At 64.6% G+C, this 19169-nt stretch carries 18 protein-coding genes; 9 read left to right on the plus strand and 9 right to left on the minus strand.

Annotated elements, in window-relative coordinates:
* Nucleotides 1-21: 21 nt before the first annotated feature.
* The 3 genes from N2603_RS41135 (at nt 22) to N2603_RS41145 (ending at nt 2617) form a co-directional block, all read left to right on the plus strand.
* Nucleotides 22-1242, plus strand: a complete 1221-nt coding sequence (locus N2603_RS41135; protein WP_311740871.1) for a S8 family serine peptidase — start codon at nt 22-24, stop codon at nt 1240-1242.
* Nucleotides 1243-1659: 417 nt separating this feature from the next.
* Nucleotides 1660-1899 (plus strand): hypothetical protein, encoded by a 240-nt coding sequence (locus N2603_RS41140; RefSeq protein WP_260386674.1) that lies wholly within the window; start codon nt 1660-1662, stop codon nt 1897-1899.
* A gap of 415 nt (nt 1900-2314) precedes the next feature.
* Nucleotides 2315-2617, plus strand: a complete 303-nt coding sequence (locus tag N2603_RS41145) for a hypothetical protein (protein WP_260386675.1) — start codon at nt 2315-2317, stop codon at nt 2615-2617.
* A gap of 24 nt (nt 2618-2641) precedes the next feature.
* On the opposite strand, the gene N2603_RS41150 is transcribed toward N2603_RS41145, so the two are convergent.
* Nucleotides 2642-3103, minus strand: a complete 462-nt coding sequence (locus N2603_RS41150; RefSeq protein ID WP_260386676.1) for a DUF6314 family protein — start codon at nt 3101-3103, stop codon at nt 2642-2644.
* 122 nt (nt 3104-3225) lie between these two features.
* On the opposite strand from N2603_RS41150, the gene N2603_RS41155 reads away from it, so the two are divergent.
* From N2603_RS41155 to N2603_RS41170, 4 genes are all read left to right on the plus strand, one after another.
* Nucleotides 3226-3459: a hypothetical protein gene (locus N2603_RS41155; protein ID WP_260386678.1), complete on the plus strand. Its 234-nt coding sequence runs from the start codon at nt 3226-3228 to the stop codon at nt 3457-3459.
* A 236-nt stretch (nt 3460-3695) separates the two neighbouring features.
* Nucleotides 3696-6419 (plus strand): DUF2235 domain-containing protein, encoded by a 2724-nt coding sequence (locus tag N2603_RS41160; protein WP_260386679.1) that lies wholly within the window; start codon nt 3696-3698, stop codon nt 6417-6419.
* Nucleotides 6420-6539: 120 nt separating this feature from the next.
* A complete protein-coding gene (locus N2603_RS41165) occupies nt 6540-7223 on the plus strand; it encodes a response regulator (protein WP_260386680.1) in 684 nt (227 codons plus the stop codon).
* On the plus strand, nt 7220-9142 hold the full coding sequence (locus N2603_RS41170; protein WP_260386681.1) for a sensor histidine kinase: 1923 nt from the start codon (nt 7220-7222) through the stop codon (nt 9140-9142). Before N2603_RS41165 ends, N2603_RS41170 begins: the two co-directional genes overlap by 4 nt.
* Nucleotides 9143-9280: 138 nt before the next feature.
* Here the strand turns inward: N2603_RS41170 and N2603_RS41175 are convergent, their stop codons facing one another.
* Nucleotides 9281-9571: a hypothetical protein gene (locus tag N2603_RS41175; RefSeq protein WP_026312537.1), complete on the minus strand. Its 291-nt coding sequence runs from the start codon at nt 9569-9571 to the stop codon at nt 9281-9283.
* Nucleotides 9572-9806: 235 nt separating this feature from the next.
* Here N2603_RS41175 and N2603_RS41180 point away from each other — a divergent pair, with 235 nt between their 5' ends.
* Nucleotides 9807-10031, plus strand: a complete 225-nt coding sequence (locus N2603_RS41180) for a cysteine rich repeat-containing protein (protein WP_260386682.1) — start codon at nt 9807-9809, stop codon at nt 10029-10031.
* Nucleotides 10032-10282: 251 nt separating this feature from the next.
* Nucleotides 10283-11863 carry a GMC family oxidoreductase gene (locus N2603_RS41185; RefSeq protein WP_260386683.1) on the plus strand — a complete coding sequence of 527 codons (1581 nt, stop codon included), beginning with the start codon at nt 10283-10285 and terminating at the stop codon, nt 11861-11863.
* 9 nt (nt 11864-11872) lie between these two features.
* Here the strand turns inward: N2603_RS41185 and N2603_RS41190 are convergent, their stop codons facing one another.
* From N2603_RS41190 to N2603_RS41220, 7 genes are all read right to left on the minus strand, one after another.
* Nucleotides 11873-12556 (minus strand): hypothetical protein, encoded by a 684-nt coding sequence (locus tag N2603_RS41190; RefSeq protein WP_260386684.1) that lies wholly within the window; start codon nt 12554-12556, stop codon nt 11873-11875.
* 89 nt (nt 12557-12645) lie between these two features.
* Entirely contained in the window at nt 12646-13353 is a 708-nt protein-coding gene (locus N2603_RS41195) for a hypothetical protein (RefSeq protein ID WP_260386685.1), read from the minus strand.
* A gap of 133 nt (nt 13354-13486) precedes the next feature.
* Nucleotides 13487-13735 (minus strand): hypothetical protein, encoded by a 249-nt coding sequence (locus N2603_RS41200; RefSeq protein WP_260386686.1) that lies wholly within the window; start codon nt 13733-13735, stop codon nt 13487-13489.
* A 155-nt stretch (nt 13736-13890) separates the two neighbouring features.
* On the minus strand, nt 13891-14856 hold the full coding sequence (locus N2603_RS41205; RefSeq protein ID WP_260386687.1) for an NAD(P)H-dependent flavin oxidoreductase: 966 nt from the start codon (nt 14854-14856) through the stop codon (nt 13891-13893).
* A 711-nt stretch (nt 14857-15567) separates the two neighbouring features.
* Complete coding sequence (locus N2603_RS41210; RefSeq protein WP_260386688.1) at nt 15568-16341, minus strand: thioesterase family protein; 774 nt, start codon at nt 16339-16341, stop codon at nt 15568-15570.
* Between the two features lie 174 nt (nt 16342-16515).
* On the minus strand, nt 16516-17484 hold the full coding sequence (locus N2603_RS41215; RefSeq protein ID WP_018646467.1) for an NAD(P)H-dependent flavin oxidoreductase: 969 nt from the start codon (nt 17482-17484) through the stop codon (nt 16516-16518).
* Between the two features lie 268 nt (nt 17485-17752).
* On the minus strand, nt 17753-19153 hold the full coding sequence (locus tag N2603_RS41220; RefSeq protein ID WP_018646466.1) for an aspartate ammonia-lyase: 1401 nt from the start codon (nt 19151-19153) through the stop codon (nt 17753-17755).
* Between the last annotated feature and the right edge of the window lie 16 nt (nt 19154-19169).

A 19169-nucleotide genomic window follows, 5' to 3' on the forward strand; every position in this document is an offset into this window, starting at 1 on the left:
CAATGTTAGATTGTGCATAGCATGGATAACCCCAAGATGACAGAAGTACGTTACGCAATTTTCGAGACGACGACGGCTCAGCCGGCCTCCCGTCGAATGCGTCGCGCTGGGCTGGCCCTAGACCCGTTGGCGGCGTCGAAGGCGAGCGCCAGCGTCACGACAACAACTGTGAGACTACTCGACGCTGAAGAAGCTGATCGCATCCGCGTGGCCGGACGGCAGACGTTGCGCGTACCAAGGATGCCGGTCCGGCTCATCCCGCAAGTCGCGCCTGGCTCAAATGCGGGCGAAGGTCAGGCCTGGGGCATCGCCGCTGTCGGCGCGGGCCAACTTGGTTTGGCTGGAGAGGGGGTCTGCGTCGCCGTGCTTGACACCGGAATCGATCCCAAACACCCGGCGTTCGACGGTCTTATCAACGAGCGCAATTACAAAGATTTCACCGGAACCGGCCTCATTGATAGCGTCGGGCACGGCACCCACTGCGCCGGAATTATATTTGGCCGCACGGTAAATGACGAACGCATTGGCCTCGCAACTGGGATCACCAGTGTTCTCATCGGCAAGATCGCCGATCGTAATTTCACCACAACGACGGACCAACTCCAGCAGGCGCTGAATTGGGCGGTAAACAGCGGTGCGGACGTCATCTCGCTGTCTGTCGGACTCGACTTTCTCGGCCACGCCAGCGCATTGCGCGATGCTGGCTTGCCGCAAGACGCGGCGCTCGTTGCGGCCCTCAACGACTACCGCGACTATACGCGTTTCTTCGATCGCCTAATTGGGCAGGTCGTCAGCGCAGGCGCCGCGAGCCGTTCCGCTCTGGTCGTCGCGGCCGCCGGCAACGACAGTCACGGCGATAGCCAGCCGCCGTATCGAATCGGCGCTACCCTACCGGCCGTGGCCGAGAAGGTTCTTTCAGTTGGAGCAGTGTCCAAGGGCGTCGGCGATCTTTTTGATCTCGCGCCCTTCTCAAATACAGGCGTCGATCTCTGTGCCCCTGGCGTTGCTATCCGGTCCGCCCTTCCGGGTGGCCGCTATGGCGCAATGACAGGGACCAGTCAGGCAGCGCCACACGTGGCGGCCCTTGCTGCCTTATGGTGGCAGAAAGTGCGCAATGAGCGGGCCAGCCGGCCCGATCCTGACTATGTGCGAAGCCTGATTGTCGGGGCGGCAAAGCGTGAGCGCATCTCCGGCCAGCACTTATTCGAGGAAATTGGCGGCGGTCTCGCTCAAGTGCCATGAATGGTCATTGCGCTTTGGCGGAAGCAGCGCATGCTGAAGGCCGATTCTGTGTGTTCAACGAAGTGAGGCGGTTTGAAGCGAACTTGGACATTGAGCCCCTGCGAGCTTAGAGATGGAGGCTGATTTTCGCGCGGCGGCTATGTGGGGTCTTTGACGTCATTCAGGATGCTGATCCGCTTGATTCCGTCCTGCGAACCAACTTCGATCTGGAAACCCGGATCGTACTTCTGACTTTTGCAACCCCTCGGCGATTTTTGGCATAGCGAGACAAAGAAAGTGCTCGATGATCAGGCTCATCCGCATCCGCTTACCCGAGTCTATACTTTCCTGAATGGAGTTTTCGCTGTGGCGGACTTGATTCAGTCTAGAGATGTGAATGATATGGTTGGGCGGGGCGTGAGAAGAGCTCTGCAAAGCATGTTTCTTTACGCCGAAATCAATCCAGACTATGCGGACGTTACCAGGGTGGCGGACGAACGGGCGTTTCGGCGCGAATATGCACAGACAGCTATTAAGAACCTCGACGCGCTAAAGCCCTTCACGTACTGGGGATCGGACGTACGCGATGTGATTGATGACGGCGGAGAAGCGCCGCGCAAGGTCCTCGCGTTCGGTTTCAAGCATTCGATTTTGCAATGGTCGCCGGGCGGTGGGTAGCTGCACTTCACTTTGGATATTCCGGGTTCGATTCCGGTCGAGGGCGATTGTGGAGTCCGGAACGGCATAGGCGTGCCCGCTGCCAGATCCTGCTGTTTTATTTTTGTCGGCTAACACCGCGCGTCATCTTGCTGGTATTTCTGCTGGTATCGGCAGCAATTGACAAATAAAATCACCTTAAATTCAGATAGTTACGGGAATAGGTGGCTGCCGGCCAGGGGCACCAGCCTTCGCTGCTTCGCAGCTACGGCTGGGCGAGCCGGGCTCCGCACCATCGCAGCGAAGCGGCGAGGGCTGTCCCGCCGAAGCCTTGGCGAAGGCGGATCGTCTCAGCACAGTTGATCCCCCCTCCACTAGCAATCGTCACATCCCCACTGTATAAGCCGGTAGCTTCTTCTCACTCGAAGGAGCTCACATGAACGACCTGCACGCGTGGCTTTCCGAACAGCACCATGGCCTGCGTACCTTCCGGACATTTCAGCAGAAGCTCGATACGCTCGGCCGGGACGATCCTGCCCAGCGCGGCCTCTGCCGCCTGCTGAGCAGTCTCGTCGGCAGCTATGTCGAGGCCTATGACGAGGCCCCGCTGCCGGTCGAGGTCGCCGACAGCGCTTATCACCGCCTGCTGACGCTGGTCGCGAGCATCGATCTGAATGCCGACGCTGACCGCAGGCTCGCCGACATCAACCGCGTGGCGGAGAGCCAGCTCTGGCAGTGAGGCGAGGCTGCCGCGCCGGCTTGATCACGACAGGCGGGTATAGGTCGTGTTCATCGTGTAGTCCTTGCTTGGACCCGACGCCACATGACGGACGACGAACGTTCCATCCGGCAGGAACATGTAGGCCGACCGATACTCGTCGCGCCTGCAGAGATGGCGCGCGTATCCGCTCAACTCTCCTCCGGAGGATACGGACAGTGAAATCTCGTGAAACAGCCGCGGTGGATCTTCCCTGAAGAAGACCTTGAATCCTCCGTCGCTGTGGCTGAAGACGTATTCGCGTTCGGCCTGCACAATGGTGCCGTTCGCGAGCTTCAGTTGTCCCTGCTCGCGATAGGCCAACCGCTCCCTGTCGAGTGGCGCGAAGGTCGCGATACCCTGCATCGTGGCCTGGCCTTCGATGACCCGGTTGAAGGACCACGAGCCGACCAGCTTTTTCGTGACTTTAGAGGCTTCACCCCAGCGATCGATCGTGGCTTCGTTCATATCTTCTGGCCGCGCATTAACCAACCGGTCCGGACTTGCAAGAGCCGCAGCCGGGAGTTCGACTTCAGCGAACCGATACCTATATCCTACCGCAACGGATGGTGATGCAGCGAGCAGCTTTGATGGCCAGAAGACGCACGACGGAAGCGGACGCCGACGGTCTCCCCCGCTATTTCGTCTGGGTCCGGGGCCTCGAAGGTCCCGAGCCGCAGAAATGGATGACGATGGATTTCGGCATCGGCGACTGGAAGCGGCCGCAGGTGCTGGCGTATTTGGAGCTGCCGGAAGGCGAACGGCACCTGCCGCTGTCGACCCTGGCGCGGCGTTATCCGCCGCCGCGGGTGGACGTTCTCTAGGACAAGCTTGGCGCAGCCGTCATCTCCCCGTTCCCTATTCGCTGAAACTGAAGAGCTGGCCGCGACCGACGTTCCGTAGGTCCGACCGCGGTGTGTCGGCACGTTCCCGCTTGCTACCTCAGCGGGATTGTGTACAGAATACATCTTATTTCATGACGCAACCATTGATTGAATCAGGGGGAATGCAGCCCGACTCGGGCCTGAAGCGCTTTCCCACGGAATTGCCGGAGAAGCCCATGTCACGTGGCGCGCCGAATATTGATAGTGCCAGACCGGAACACCCTCATCGCGACATCAATACCGGCGGCGCGACAGACACCACCCCGGCAAAACGCAAGCTGGTGCTGTTCGCCGACGGTACGGGCAATGCATTCACGACCCAGGAATCCAGCGTCTGGCGTCTCTACGAGGCGCTCGACCACACCCAGCCGGACCAGATCTCCCACTACATCAAGGGCGTGGGCACCGCCGGCTGGGCGCCGCTCGCAGCCCTCGACGGCGCCACCGGTTTCGGCGTGCCCTCCAACGTCCGCAAGCTCTACCGCTTCCTGTGCTGGAATTGGCGCCCCGGCGATGAGATCTACATCTTCGGCTTCAGCCGCGGCGCCTTCACCGCGCGCACGCTGGCGTCCATGATCGCGAGCCAGGGCCTCGTGCCCGCGGAGATCAAGGGCATCCCCGTGTCGCACGAGGAGATGGAGCGCAACGCGATGGCCGCGTGGCGGGAATACCGCCGCGACACCGTGCCGTTGAAAAAGAGCCTGCCGACGATCTGGATCACGCGCCTGATCCGCGATGTGCTGCTCTATCTCTATCATTCGATCTGCGGGCACCGCTCCTATGCCGACGTCCGCGCGGCGATGAACGGTCGCGAGGACATCGACATCGAATTCCTCGGGCTGTTCGACACGGTCGAGGCCTTCGGCGTCCCGATCGAGGAACTGCGCGTCGCGATCGACTGGGCGATCTGGCCGATCTCGTTCCGCAATCACCGGCCCTCGCGCAAGGTGAAGCACATCTGTCATGCGCTGGCGCTGGACGACGAGCGCACCACCTTCCATCCGCTGCGGATCGACCAGAGCCATCTGGCGGCCGGCCAGACGGTCGAGGAGGTGTGGTTCGCCGGCGTCCACTCCGACGTCGGCGGCGGCTATCCGGAATCCACGCTGTCGTTCGTGCCGCTGGTCTGGATGGCCGATCGGCTCAGCGGCAGGCTCCGGTTTCAGGACGGCGAGATCGAGCACTTCGAGGAATATCAATCGGCGATCGGACCGATGCACGATTCGCGCAGCGGCGCCGCGGTGCTCTACCGCTATGGGCCGCGCCCGGTTCTCGCCGGCGAGGTCAATGGCGGACTGCCGGTCGTGCACTTCGCCGTCATCGAACGCATGCTGTTCGGCTGCGACGCCTACGCGCCGATCATGCTTCCGGCGGACTCACTTGCACTGATGCCTGATGGCCGCAAGCTGAACCTGATGGCGGACGCCACGCACGAAGACATGAAGCAGGCCTATCTCGTCAAGGCCCAGGGTCCGCGGCGCGAGACGGAGGCCGAAGCCTTCACGCTGATGAACGTGCCCAGCCCCGAAATGGCGAGGCTCACGCGCGACACCGTGTGGTGGCGGCGCGTCGCCTATTTCTCGCTGCTGTTCATGGTCGGCGTGATCGCCGTCTGGCCGTGGGCGGCGCGCAGTCTGATAGGGGTGTCGAAGGACAACGGCCTGCAAGGCACCCTCTTTCTGCGCATCGCCGCCACCATCGACTGGCTCGTCGGCGGCGTCCTTGGTCCGCTCGCCAATCTGGTCAGGAACGTGCTGCCATCCTATGCCGCACCGTGGCTGGACATCGCGCTGTACTACCCGTTCGCCACCTCGCTCGTCCTGATCCTCACCTATTTGATCTGGCGCAGGAACACGGTGCTGCGCGACGCCATCCAGGAGCGCGCGCGGCTGGCCTGGAGCGAGCCACGCCGCATGGCAAGCCGGCAGCAGCATGCCGACGATCCGGGTCTGTTGCTGGGCTTTGCGCGATGGATGCGGCTGAATGCCGGGCCGGCCCGCTGGCTGTTCGCCAGGCTCGTGCTGCCCGCGATCTTCCTGTTCATCATCTTTTACTCTGCACTGCTCATCGGATCGACCAGCATCTTCACAGCCCGCACCGCGACCGGAAATATTTGCGCAGCGTCCGGGCGTGACCCAGGAAAGCCGGTGTCCGACGAGCCGACCGATGCGCGCGGCCGGTTCGCAACGAACGAATTCTGCTGGTGGAGCGGCCTTGCGGTCGAGAAGGGGCGCAAATATCGCGTCTGGATTCAGATCGAAGATCCCTGGTTCGACCGCACCATCATGAGCGGGACAAACGGCTTCAAGACCTATTTCGTGCGTCATTACCTCGCCTTGCCGACCCTCCGTCTGTTCGGCGCCGACTGGTTCCAGCCCGTCGTTCGCATCGGCGCGAAGGGAATGAGCGATATCCCGCTTGAGGCCGTCAACGTCATGCCGGCCGACGAACTGCCACGACGCATGCATCCGACCGTTCCAGCCGAGGACGATGCCGACAAGAGCAAGGGCCGATATCCCATCCGGCTCGACGATACCGAGGAATACAAGGCACTTCCGAACGACAATCCGCTCAAGCTCGCGGTCGGCAAGCTCGCCGATTTCGAGCCAGTGCCGAAAGACCCTGCGGCGCGCACGATCTGGGAGGGGGAGAATCTGTCGGGACGGCTGGTTGCGGAATTCGTTGCGCCCGACGCCGGCGATCTGTTCTTCTACGTCAACGACGCCGTCCAGATTTATCCGACCCTGCTGCCGGCCGGATTGCGCCCGGCGAAGCTCGACGCAATCCAGGGGCCATACGATCAATTCTACAAGAACAATGCCGGTACCGCGCGCATCGTCGTGCAGCGACTGCCAAGTCCGCCCACGCCAAACGATAAACCGGCTCTGGCGAAGCAGTAGGCGCCTACCCGGACGCCAAATCCTCTGATCGCGCCCCCATGATTATGGGTGTCGCGCTCCCCACGCTGCGGCTAAGCTTGGCCTTGCGCCGCGGGGGACACGTGGTGCGGGACCACGAACATGAGCGAACAGGGCGAGACGGGTGAAGTCATCACCATCCTCCTCGTCGAGGACGATGCGCCGACCTGCTGGCGGCTGCAGGACGCGCTGGTCAAGGCCGGCTACGAGGTGCGCAGCGCCGGCACGCTGGCGGAGGCGCGCTCGGCGCTGGCCGAAGCGGCCCCGCGCGTGCTGCTCACCGATCTCAGGCTTCCCGACGGCCATGGCGTCGAGCTGATCCGCGAGATCCGGCAGCGCTTTCCCGACACCGAGATCATGGTGATCTCGGCGCTCGGCGACGAGGAGAGCGTGATCTCGGCGATCACGGTCGGCGCCACCGGCTATCTGCTCAAGGACGCCTTCCCCACCGACATCGCCACCACCGTGCGCGATCTGGTCGCTGGCCATTCCCCGATCTCGGCCTCGATCGCCCGGTTCATCGTCCGCCGGACGCAAGGTGCCGCGCAGAGCTCGGCCGAGCCGTCGCCGGGGCCCGTGCTCAACACGGCAAAGCTGACGCCACGCGAGATCGACATCCTCTGGGGCATCGCGAAAGGTTTCAGCTACGCCGAGATCGCGAGCCATCTCGGCCTGTCCAGGCAGACCGTGCCCGGGCACATCAAGAACATCTATCGCAAGCTCGAGGTGCACACGCGCAGCGAAGCGGTGTTCGAGGCGGTGCAGCAGGGCCTGATCAAGCTGTGAGCGAGATCGCGGTGAAGGCACCCACGCGTCCGCGGCGCCGGCTGATCGCGTCGCGCCTCGTGCCGTATCTGCTGCTCCAGGCGCTGATCGTGATCGCGACCATCCTCGGGCTGCGGCTGCTCCAGCCCAGCGACCCCGACGATTTCGCGGTGAGCGGATTTTCCCTGCGCGAGGACGGCGCGACGCGCCCGGTCACCTTGCCGCACTTCACCTCGTCGCGCTATTCGCTGGCCGATCCGCCACTCTATACCGGCGCCTTCACGTTCCAGCGCGACCAAGCCGCATCGGGATGGTCGGTGTTCCTGCCGCGCTTCAGCAACGCGGTGGAGATCGCCGTCAACGGCGTCGTCGTGCTCGACTCCCGCCGCGACGCCAACGCCAACCGGCCGGACCGCAACACGCCGCAGATCGCGCTGATCCCGGCTTCCCTGCTGCGCGACGGCAGCAATGAGATCACGGTGCGGCTGTTCGTATGGGGGCCGTTGAAGGGCTTTCTCGACACCGTCTATGTCGGCCCCGACACCGCCCTGCGGCCGGCCTTTGAAACGCGCACGCTGCTGTTCGTGACGCTACAGGTGGTGTTCTCAGCGTGGCAGTCGATCCTCGCCGTCATCCTCGCCATCATGTGGCTGATGCGGCGGCGCGAACCGGTTTACGGCGTGCTGGCGGTGGCGATGGTGCTCGGCGTCGTGCAGGCCTTCGTCCCACCGCCGGTGCCGCCGATCACCACGTCGCGGCTTGCTGCGGTCCTGCTCGCGTCGGCGCCGACCGAGAGCGCGCTGATCGTCATGTTCGGCGTGCTGTTCTTCGGTTGGCGCTGGCCGCGTTACGGCGCGCTGCTCTTCGCTCCGGGCCTCATCGTGTTCGTGGTCGGGGTGATCGCCGGTCCGCCGTTGCCGCGCATTCTGTTTCTCACGCTCGGCATCCCCACGGTCGGGATCTGCCTGTTCCTGATGGCCTGCGTGACCGCGACCGCGGTGGTGCGGCGGCAGGACGCGGCGAGCTTCACGATCGGCTGCGCGGTGACCATCGTGCTGACCTGCTGGGTCCACGACATGCTGTCGGTGTTCGAGATCGTGACCAACGAACGCATCTTCGTCTCGCGCCTGTCCTATTCGGCGATGCTGGTCGCGATCGGCGCCGGGCTGACCTGGCGCTTCGCCCGTGCGCTGAATCAGGTCGACAGCTTTGCCGGCCAGCTCGTGACGCGCGTACGCGAGGCCGAGGAGCGACTGAAGGCGAGCTTCGCCCGCGAGGAGGAGCGCGCCCGCGCGGCCGCGCTCGCCAATGAGCGCACCCGCCTGATGCGCGACCTCCATGACGGCCTCGGCGGCCAGCTCGTCAGCATCGTCGCGCTCTCCGAGCGCGGCCATGAGGGCGCGACCATCACGGACGCTGCCCGCGCGGCACTGAAGGATCTGCGCCTCGTCATCGACTCCATGGACGACATCGGCGGCGACCTCATGCTCGCGCTCGGCTCCTGGCGCGAGCGCGCGACGGCACAGTTGCGACCGCACGACATCGCGCTCGACTGGCGCGTGGCGACGCCGCAGGGCCTGCCGCTGCATCCCGAGCTCAGGCCATGGCACGTGATCCAGATCGTGCGCATCCTCGACGAAGCCGTGACCAATGCCGTCAAGCATGCGCAGGCGCGCAACATCGCGGTGACCATCGAGACACTCGACGGAGGCGAGGGACCGTATGGCGTGATCAGCGTGACCGACGACGGTTGTGGTTTTGCGCTCTCGGGCAACGGCGAGACCGCCGGCGCGAGCCAGACCGCACGGGGCTTGCGCAATATGAGAAGCCGCGCCGCGCGCTGTGGCGCAGTGCTCAATCTGGCCTCGAATGCCTCGGGAACGCGGGTGCGGCTGCAATTGCCGCAAGTCTTTCCCGACAGCGACGCGGCTGGCGGCTGAAAAGCCCCCTCCCCGAACGTGTGGGACGCACGGAGAGAGGGAACGGGCCGGAGTGTTTTGCCTGCGGAGGACGGGGGGGTTCGTCCGCTGGGGCTCCTTTGCCCGAAACGATGCAATCAACTCAATGGAACGAGATCGTCAGCGCACGCCCACGCGATTGACCGGACCGCCGCGATTCATCGGCGTTCCCGCACGAACGCCAACGCCGGGCGCACCGACACCGGGTGTCGCGACCGCAGCCGCCGCAACCGGGGCTCCCGGTGCAACCACCACCGCCGCCGTCGGCCGCACCACGCAGCCCTTGGGCACGCCGACGGTCTTGCAATAGACCACGGCCTGCGCCGGGCTCGTGCCCAGCGACACCATCGCCGCACCCGCCAGCACCATGACCGTCAGCCCGGCGCTCAGCGCTCCCGCTCTTTTCGACATCTTGCTCTCCTGCTTCCCGTTCGGCGCCCGATGCAATTCACCGGGTCTCGCAGCCGACGTGCAGTCTGAATGACAAAAGACGGCGCGCGGATACATGCCATGAAGATGGGGGTGTGGCGGCCGAGGCGACGCGCCGATGCCATGAACATGGCATGGACCGGCACCAGGCCTTCGCGGGATGGTCCGGCCCGCTTGATCCCGAACGGGACCACCGACAATCCCAAAGAGGTGCTTTATGAAGATTTCAGCTCTCGCCGCGCTGCTCCTTGCCGCCACCATCCTGCCCGCCGCAGCGCAATCCGGTCCGACGCCACAGGAGCAGATGGCCTGCCGCAGCGATGCCAGCAAGTTCTGCGCCGAGCACATCGGCAAACCGCCGCAGATGAACGCCTGCCTGCGCGAGAACAAGTCGAAGCTTTCGGACGGCTGCCGCAAGGTCGTGGAAGCACACGGGGGCTAGACGCGGCGTATGTTTCACCCTCCCCTGGAGGGGGAGGGTCGCTGCGCATGCAGCGAAGCGAAATGCGCAGCGGGGTGGGGTGATCTATCCACTCGGGCATTGATCGCTGCGGAGAGACCGTCACCCCACCCCGCTCGCGCTGCGCGCGATCGACCCTCCCCCTCCAGGGGAGGGTGAGCAAACTCCGACCTCTCCCAAAGCACAAATCTTGCAAGCACTCCGCGACGTGAATGTCTGCGGAGTGCGCTTCAATGTACGACACCATTATCGTAGGCGCCGGCTCGGCCGGCTGTGTGCTGGCCAACCGGCTGTCGGCCGATCGGCACCGCAAGGTGCTGGTGCTGGAAGCCGGCCGGGCTGCGCCGCTCGCGTCCGACATTCCCTCGGACTGGCCGACGATGTTCAACACAGCGGTCGACTGGGGCTATTACACCGAGCCGCAGGCGGGCTGCCGCGGCCGGCGCATCTTCTGGCCGCGCGGCAAGATGGTCGGCGGCTCCGGCGCGATGAACGCGATGATCTATATCCGTGGCCTGCCGTCCGACTATGACGGCTGGGCGCGGGCTGGCTGCGCAGGCTGGGCCTGGCGCGACGTGCTGCCGAAATTCATCGCCTTCGAGAGCAATGCGCGCTTCACCGACGATCCCTTCCATGGCACGCGCGGTCCGCTGCACGTGGCGGACGTTCCTTATGTCGACCCGAACGAGCTGAAATGGCTGGAGGCAGCAGGGGCTGCGGGGCTGCCGCACAATCCCGACTTCAACGGCGCCACCCAGGAAGGCGCGGGCCTCTTCCAGTTCGTCATCAAGGACGGCGAGCGTTTCGGCACCGGCAAGGCTTATTTACGTCCGGCACTGACGCGCGCCAATCTCACGCTGAAGACAGGTGCGCTTGTCACCCGCATCATCATCGAGCGCTCCCGCGCGATCGGCGTCGAATATCTCGAGAATGGGCAGCCGAAGAGCGCCTTCGCCACCACCGAAGTGGTGCTCGCCTCCGGCGCCATCGGCTCGGCGCAACAGTTGCTGCTGTCAGGCGTGGGTCCGGCCGACGAATTGAAAGCGGTCGGCGTGGATGTCGTGCACGATCTGCCCGGCGTCGGCCGTGATCTCCAGGATCACATCAACATTCCCGTCACCTTCTATACGAAGGAGAAGATCGGCGTCGGCGCCTGGACCGAGGAGAGCCTGGCCGCAAGCCTTGCCGAGTGGGAAACCAGCCGCAGCGGTCCGCGCACCTCGCCCTGGGTCGCCGCCGGCGCGCATGTGCGAAGCCGCCCCGACGTCGAGCCGGACCTGCAGCTCTACGGCGCGATCAGCCCGCACCGCGACTATGTCCGCTTCCTGTCGTCGAAATCCGGCATCACCCTGCATGCGACGTTGCAGCGGCCGAACAGCCGCGGCCGGATCATGCTGCGCTCGGCCGATCCGATCGAACATCCCGCGATCGACCCCGGCTATTTCGCATCGGGTGCGAGCGGCAGCGACATCGCGACCATGATCGAGGGCGTGCGCATCAACCGCCGCATCGCCGCGCAATCGCCGCTGAAGGAGATGATCGAGGGGGAGATCACGCCCAGCGCGGAAGCTGTCAGCGACGCCGAGATCGCCGACTACATCCGCGGCCATTGCACGACGCTCTATCATGCCGCCTCGACCTGCCGCATGGGCACGGACGATCTGGCCGTCGTCGATCCGCAGCGGTTGCAGGTGCGCGGCCTCGACGGCCTGCATGTCGCCGACGCCTCGGTGATCCCGATCATGATCTCCGGCAATATCCAGACGCCGACGATCCTGATTGCCGAATGCGCAGCGGCGGCGATCCTGGGCTGACGACAGCAGCTAGTCGTCGTCGTCAGAGCCAAACAGCCTGATCTGCGGGACGCCGCCGCGCGACCGGCCCGCATAGTCGCGTGCATCAGAATCTTGGCGGATGTTGCGCGCCACGTCGTCCCAATCGGTGCGGTCGCGCATGCCGCGTGGCTCGCGAGAGTCATAGCGGTGACGTTCCGCCCAACGCTCGCGGCGTTCGGCTCGGCGCCGCTCCGACGCGGCACGCTTGACGTCGGCATCCCTGGCCTTGGCATAGGCGTTGTCAGGTGAGGAGGACGGCTCTGTCGAAGCCTGTTGCTCGACGGGTTTCGCAGCTTGCGGCGGCGATGCCGGCTTGGGCGGCTCAACCGCGGCCGCTTGCGAAGGCTTGGGCGCTGGTGGTTCAGCATTCGCCTGAGTGGTCTGCGTGTCGGGCTTTGCGGCTTCAGGCTTTGCTTCGGCCTGCGCCGGCGCCGCGATGATCGTGCCGAAGGCTTGCGAGCCGGTGAGATATTGCACGCGCTCCGACGGTGCATTGGTCTGGGCTGGCGCGCCGACGGCTTCCGCGCGCTGCGCCATCTTGCTGGTGTCCGGCCCTTGCTTGGGCGCGATCGGATTCATGATGTTGCCGGCGACGATGCCGCCGCCGAGGCCTATGGCAATAGCGACAACAATCGTTCCGGCACCGACGAAATAGGCTGTCGAGGCGCGCATTGATCCACTCCCTCTCTTGGGGCGGGCAACGCGTGGGGATTGCCAGATGTTCCTGATACCCGCGGGTTCCTGAAAGGAAACCCCGAGTGTCAGATCTGCTGCGCGACCTTCTCGAGCCCGATGAGGCGGGCGAGCTTGCGCACTTCCTCTTTCTGGTCATCGCGCAGCTGGAACAGCAGCGGCATCGCGGCCGACTTCAACTGCTGCACCTCGTCGCAATTCGGATCGATCTGCGCGCTGGGCGGCGCGTTCGGATTCGACAATTTGTTCGCCTGGATCCTGCGCGCGACGTTGCGCAGCGCGGTCTCCACCGAAGGCCAGTAATATTCCTGCGACGACGACAGCTTCAGGCGATCCTTGATTCCCGAAATCTGGACGTCGGAGAGCAGCGAATAGGATTTCTGCGGCTGCGGCTTGGCGGCGACTTTCGGCTTGACCGGGACCTCGACGGCTGGAACTTCAGCCGCCGCGGGCGCCTCATGCGCATTTGCTTTTGGCATCGGGAAATCCGACGGCGTCGCAGCGGCAAAGGCCTGGCGCAGCTGATCGGTCAGAACCGGCGCCTGCGCGAGCTTGTCGGCGGGCACCTGGACCGGCTCGATCGCGGCCGAGGCCAGAGCGAGTGTCGGAACCAAACGATCGGCCTTGGCGGCACGATTGGTGGCAAGCGGCTTCGCCGGCGGGGCTTCGGTGATCATCTCGGCGCTGGGCACGCTGTCACGGCCGAGAATAGCGGTGGTGGCGGCGCCAAGGACGAGGAAACACGTCAGCACAACGATGGTGATGGCTTTGGACAAACGTCCCTCCGCGCCCACAACTTCAAGTCCACGTGATCAGTGCCCGGAAACTGGGCGGTAATTAAGGCCTAACCGTGCCATCGCGGCGGCAATCGCGCGGACTGCGGCGACACCGCCGAAAACACCAAGAAAATCAAGCAGCTATCGCCAGATCATAGGCATCCTGGATGTCGGCGACGATCTCGGAGGCCTCCCAGACCGCGCGCGGCTCGACCGATTGCAGCGTCACCGTCCAGTTGCCGCCGCGACGGGTGCGAGGGACGCTGACGATGTCGAAGCGCACATTGCGGCACAGCGGGTGGCGGGCCAGCGCATGGGCGACGCGGACGCGGATCTCGTCCAGCGATGCCGCCGTCTTGGTGTTGAGAAACTCGAAGTCCATCGCCTGTCCCTCTCGGTCCTGATTGGCGGCCTTGAGGGGGATTCTTGGCGGGCGATGGTTAATCCGCCGTTAAATGAAGGGATTTTGAGGTATGCGGGATTAACTGTGAGCGATGCGATCCGGCCTCTCCCCGCACGCGGGGAGAGGCGAAGAGCTTACCGCCCGCCTGCCTCGCGGTATTCCGCGATCGTCCGCGCGACGAGATCATCGACCCCGAGCACATCGGTGACGCCCGACGTGGAGTGCCCGCCGCTCCAGATGTCGCGCCAGCGCTTGGGCCGGCTCTCGCGCGCGGCGACGTCGATATCCTCAGCGATGTCGATCGCGCCGCGCGCCGGCAAATCGTCAGGATCGAGACCCGCAGCGATGATCGACGGCTTCAGCATGCTGGTCTGAAGTCCCGTGAACGCGGTGGTGAGCAGGATGTCGTCGGCGCTGCTCTCGACCAGCATCCGCTTGTAACGGTCGTCGGCCATGCTCTCGCGCGTGGCGATGAATTTCGTGCCCATGTAGCCGAGATCGCAGCCGAGCACCTCGGCCGCATGCAGCGCGCGGCCATCGCTGATGCCGCCCGCGAGCACGATGATGCCGTCGAAGAATGCGCGCACCGCGCGGACGAAGGCGAACGGATTGAGCCAGCCGGTCTGTCCGCCCGCGCCTGCGGTCAGCAGGACGAGCCCGTCCGCCCCCGCTTCCGCCGCGCGTTCGGCATGGCGGATCGAGGCGACGTCCGCGAACACCAGCGCGCCGGCGTCGTGCAGCGGCTTCAAGACTGGCGACGGCGAGCCGACCGAGGTGATCACGATCTCCGGCTTGTGCCGCAGCAGCGCCGCGAGATCCTGCTCCAGCCGAACGTTGGAGCGGTGCACGATCAGGTTCGGGCAGAGCGGCGCGGCCTTGCGGCCGGTCTGTCGTTCGTGCTGCAGCAGCTGCGCTTCGATCTCAGTGAGCCATGCGTCGAGCTGTTCCGTGCTGCGGCAATTCGCAGTGGGGAAGCTGCCGATCACGCCGCTGCGGCAGGCCGCGACCATGAGCTCGACGCCCGACACCAGAAACATCGGCGCTGCGATCAGCGGCAGGGCGAGACGATCGCCGAAACGTTGCAGTCGCTCTGACGTCACGCATGCCTCCCTCGCGCGGGCTTTGTCGTTTCCTCCCGCATTCCCTGTGCTAGCGTTGCGGCAAACATTGGCACGTTAGAAGCCGATGACAAAGCAACGAGGAGACACATGCCCGATCCGCTCCACGCATCGTCGCCGACTTGCGCGCAGACGCTACGGGCACTGTCACGCTATCCCGATCGCACTGCTTTCAACCTCGTGAAGACGCGAAAAGGCGCTCGGCGCATGCGCCCAAGCAGATCCAGTTCGTCGAGCAGCTGCCGATGACCGGCGTCGGCAAGGTCGACAAGAAGGTACTGCGTGCAGGCTTCTGGAGCGGACGGGACCGGATGGTGGGGTAGATACCCCGGAATTCTACGGTGCCGTTGTGGCTCCGGCACCACATCGGACGACGGAGTGTGCGCCCGCGCCGGCCGAGCGATTGCGGGCGAATCAGGGAATCAACTAGACCGCAGATGGGGCTGGGAAGCGGAGTATCAAATGAGAGTCGCTTCCTTGGAAAGTGCAGTCGCCGCGATCACGTTGATCACGGCTATCATCGTGGTGCTGTGGGAGATCAAGATCTTCTACGGTATGTGAACTGGCAGGACGCTGGCGTCGAACAAGAGGCCTCCGGACAAGAAGAGGTTCGCGACCAGGGCATCCCTTCCGCGGCGGCGGAAGCTGCCATTCAATTGGCTTCCGGCCTGAGCACGGCGGAAGCCGTCATGCTCACCGCCTCTCGATCACAAGGCTCTGCACCGCGCGGCCGAAATAGCCCTGCCGATCGGCAAGCCGCGACATCGCAAGACCCGCGCCGTCAGGGCCGATCCAGGAGTCGCCGTCGAGCAGGATCCACTCGCCGACCGGCTGGCGCGCAAAGCTCACGGTGAGATCGGCGTTGATGTAGGTCCAGGCGCGGAAATCGAGCGTCGAGGCGGTGCCGTTGGAAAAGTCGGCGGCGACCACGGCGCGCATTGCCTGCGAGATGGCCTCGCCCTCGATCAGGGGATGGTCGACACGAAACCAGATCGCGCCGGCGCCGGCCTGGCCGAAGCGGCCGCGCGCGGCGCGCATCGAGACCGACCGCACGAACGGACTGGTGGCGGCGTGACCGTCCTCCACCAGCGAGTCCTCCGGAGACGGTAACGTGACCGGCAGGTCCTTGACCTCATCCGGCAGCGCCTGCGCCTGGCGTCTGACCTTGAGCACGGTGGCGCCGACCACCTGCACGCCGTCGGCGAGCAGCTTGATCTCGCAGAGCTGGATCTTACGGCCCTCGCGGAGCACTTCGGTCGCAATCGTGAGCGGCGCCACCGGCACCGGCCGCATCAGATCGATGGTGACGCGCGCGATGTCCATCGGGGCAGGCGTCGGAATACGCTCGGCCGCCCATGTCACCAGCGATGCCGGCGCCGAGCCGTGCTGCATGCGCCGGTCCCAGGGACCGGCAGCGTCCGGGCTGGTGACGACGCTGTTGCCGTCGACGCGGTAGATGGGGGGCATGGTGCAGATCTCTGTTGGCTGAGATGCTGTCAGCTCAGCAAAAGGTGTCGTCCCGGCGCAGGCCGGGACCCATAACCACAGGAAGGAGTCGTTGCAACAAAGCGATAACTCCGAGTCCCCGCACCCACGCTTTGCAGTGGGTATGGGTCCCGGCCTGCGCCGGGACGACAATCCTCACAACGGCGGATCGACCGCTTCCTCGTATTCCTTCTTGAAGCGCGCGATCATCTCGGCGGCGGGAACGATGCCCTCGACGCTGCCGATGCCCTGGCCCGAGCCCCAGATCTCCTTCCAGGCCTTCGGCTTGGCGCGCTCGCCGGAGGCGTCGGTGCCGAAGTTCATCTTGGAGGGATCGGACGTCGGCAGGTTTTCCGGATCCATGCCGGCGGCGAGGATCGAGGGCTTCAGATAGTTGCCGTGCACGCCGGTGAAGAGGTTGGAATAGACGATGTCGTCGGCCGTCGAGCCCGCGATCATCTCCTTGTACTTCTCGACCGCGTTGGCCTCCTTGGTCGCGATGAAGGCCGAGCCGATATAGGCGAAGTCGGCCCCTAGGATGCGCGCGGCGCGGATCGCCTTGCCGTTGCCGATGGCGCCCGACAGCGCGATCGGGCCGTCGAACCACTTGCGCGTCTCTGCAACGAAAGCCAGCGGCGAGATCGTGCCGGCATGACCGCCGGCGCCGGCCGCGACCAGGATCAGGCCGTCGGCGCCCTTCTCGATCGCCTTGTGCGCGAATTTCTGGTTGATCACGTCGTGGAAGACGATGCCGCCCCAGCCGTGCACGGCCTGGTTCAGCTCCTCGCGCGCACCGAGCGAAGAGATGATCATCGGCACCTTGTACTTGGCGCAGAGCTGCATGTCGTGATCGAGCCGGTTGTTCGACTTGTGCACGATCTGGTTGACCGCGAACGGCGCCGACGGCTTGTCGGGATGCGCGCGGTCATAGGCCGCGAGCTCTTCCGTGATCCGCGCCAACCATTCGTCGAGCAGCTCCGGCGGCCGCGCGTTCAGCGCCGGAAACGAGCCGACCACACCCGCCTTGCATTGCGCGATCACGAGATCGGGCACCGAGATGATGAAGAGCGGCGAGCCGATCACGGGGATCGACAGGCGTCCCTTGAACAAGGCAGGCATGGACATTGCGGAACGATCCTCTTCTGGCGGTCAAACTGAAGTTGGGAGCCATACCAACAAGGCAATCTTTCCACTGTCAAGTATTGCGTTTTGGCGCCGCGGCGGATGCCGTTACCGCAATTCCAAGCAGCGGAATTCGAGCCTCCTAGGTCTATCCGTCCGTCATTGCGAGCGAAGCGAAGCAATCCAGAAATGTATCCGCGGAGACAGTCTGGATTGCTTCGTCGCAAGAGCTCCTCGCAATGACGAGGCGAGAGTGGTGCATAGCCAACAGCTACCCAATCAAATCCGGGTTGATCAGCCGCTCGAACGAGAACATCTCGTCCCACTTCTCCTGCGTCAGCAGCTTGCGCTCGACCACCACGATCTGGTGCAGCGACTTGCCGCTCTTGTAACCCTCGCGCGCGATCTCGGCGCACTGCTTGTAGCCGAGCAGCGGCTTCAGCACCGTGACGATGCCGAGCGAGTTCAGCACCATGTTGCGGGTGTGGTCCTCGTTGGCGGTGATGCCGACGACGCAGTTCTCGCGCAGGCTGTTGACCGCGCGCTCCATGGTGCGGATCGAGAAGAACAGCGCGAACGAGATCACCGGCTCCATCACGTTGAGCTGGAGCTGGCCGGCGCTTGCCGCCAGCGTCACCGTGGTGTCGAGGCCGATGACCAGGAAGCTGGTCTGGTTGACGACCTCGGGAATGACCGGATTGACCTTGCCCGGCATGATCGAGGAGCCCGGCTGAAGCTGCGGCAGGTTGATCTCGTTGAAGCCGGCGCGCGGGCCGGAGGCGAGCAGGCGGATGTCGTTGCAGATCTTGGTCAGCTTGCTCGCCGTGCGCTTCAGCACACCGGACAATTGCACATAAGCGCCGGTATCCGAGGTCGCCTCGACGAGATCGCCGGCGAGAATGAAGTCGACGCCGGTGAGCGCGCTGAGGTGCCGGACCGCGAGCTTGGGATAGCCGACCGCGGCTGTCACGGAGGTGCCGATCGCGGTGGCGCCGAGATTGATCTCGCGCAGCAGCGCGCGCGCCTCGGAGATGCGATCGACCTCCTCACCGATCGTGGTGCCCCAGCCCCGGAATTCGGCACCGAGCGACATCGGCACCGCGTCCTGCAGATGCGTGCGGCCCATCTTCAGCACGCGATCGAACTCGCGCCCCTTGGCGAAGAAGGCTTCCTGGAGCTGCCGCAGCGCCGTCATGTAGCTCTCGAGCCGCAGGATCAGCGCAAGGCGGAAGGCGGTCGGATAGGTGTCGTTGGTCGACTGGCCGTAATTGACGTGATCGTTGGGGCTGACGTGCTGATAGTCGCCCTTGTTGAAGCCGAGCGATTCCAGCGCGAGGTTGGCGATCACCTCGTTGGCGTTCATGTTGGTCGAGGTGCCGGCGCCGCCCTGGATGAAGTCGGTGACGAACTGGTCCATCATGTCGCCGGCGATGACGCGGTCGCAGCCGAGGATGATCGCATCCGCCACCTTGGCGTCGATCGCGCCGAGGTCGCGGTTGGCCATCGCGGCGGCCTTCTTCACGTAACCAAGCGCCTTCACGAAGTAAGGCTCCTGGTTCATCGGAATGCCGGTGATGTGGAAGTTCTCCTTCCCCCGGATGGTCTGGACGCCGTAATAGATGTCGTCGGCGATCTCACGCTGTCCGAGGAAATCCTGCTCCGTACGGCTCATGGGCGCTCCTTGTTGC

The sequence above is a fragment of the Bradyrhizobium huanghuaihaiense genome, from assembly GCF_025200885.1.
Classification (GTDB): Bacteria; Pseudomonadota; Alphaproteobacteria; order Rhizobiales; family Xanthobacteraceae; genus Bradyrhizobium; species Bradyrhizobium huanghuaihaiense.

Coding starts and splice junctions, on each gene's coding strand:
- N2603_RS41135 (WP_311740871.1), top strand. CDS start 22: ATGGATAACCCCAAGATGACAGAAGTACGTTACGCAATTTTCGAGACG.
- N2603_RS41140 (WP_260386674.1), top strand. CDS start 1,660: ATGTTTCTTTACGCCGAAATCAATCCAGACTATGCGGACGTTACCAGG.
- N2603_RS41145 (WP_260386675.1), top strand. CDS start 2,315: ATGAACGACCTGCACGCGTGGCTTTCCGAACAGCACCATGGCCTGCGT.
- N2603_RS41150 (WP_260386676.1), bottom strand. CDS start 3,103: ATGAACGAAGCCACGATCGATCGCTGGGGTGAAGCCTCTAAAGTCACG.
- N2603_RS41155 (WP_260386678.1), top strand. CDS start 3,226: ATGGCCAGAAGACGCACGACGGAAGCGGACGCCGACGGTCTCCCCCGC.
- N2603_RS41160 (WP_260386679.1), top strand. CDS start 3,696: ATGTCACGTGGCGCGCCGAATATTGATAGTGCCAGACCGGAACACCCT.
- N2603_RS41165 (WP_260386680.1), top strand. CDS start 6,540: ATGAGCGAACAGGGCGAGACGGGTGAAGTCATCACCATCCTCCTCGTC.
- N2603_RS41175 (WP_026312537.1), bottom strand. CDS start 9,571: ATGTCGAAAAGAGCGGGAGCGCTGAGCGCCGGGCTGACGGTCATGGTG.
- N2603_RS41180 (WP_260386682.1), top strand. CDS start 9,807: ATGAAGATTTCAGCTCTCGCCGCGCTGCTCCTTGCCGCCACCATCCTG.
- N2603_RS41185 (WP_260386683.1), top strand. CDS start 10,283: ATGTACGACACCATTATCGTAGGCGCCGGCTCGGCCGGCTGTGTGCTG.
- N2603_RS41190 (WP_260386684.1), bottom strand. CDS start 12,556: ATGCGCGCCTCGACAGCCTATTTCGTCGGTGCCGGAACGATTGTTGTC.
- N2603_RS41200 (WP_260386686.1), bottom strand. CDS start 13,735: ATGGACTTCGAGTTTCTCAACACCAAGACGGCGGCATCGCTGGACGAG.
- N2603_RS41210 (WP_260386688.1), bottom strand. CDS start 16,341: ATGCCCCCCATCTACCGCGTCGACGGCAACAGCGTCGTCACCAGCCCG.
- N2603_RS41215 (WP_018646467.1), bottom strand. CDS start 17,484: ATGTCCATGCCTGCCTTGTTCAAGGGACGCCTGTCGATCCCCGTGATC.
- N2603_RS41220 (WP_018646466.1), bottom strand. CDS start 19,153: ATGAGCCGTACGGAGCAGGATTTCCTCGGACAGCGTGAGATCGCCGAC.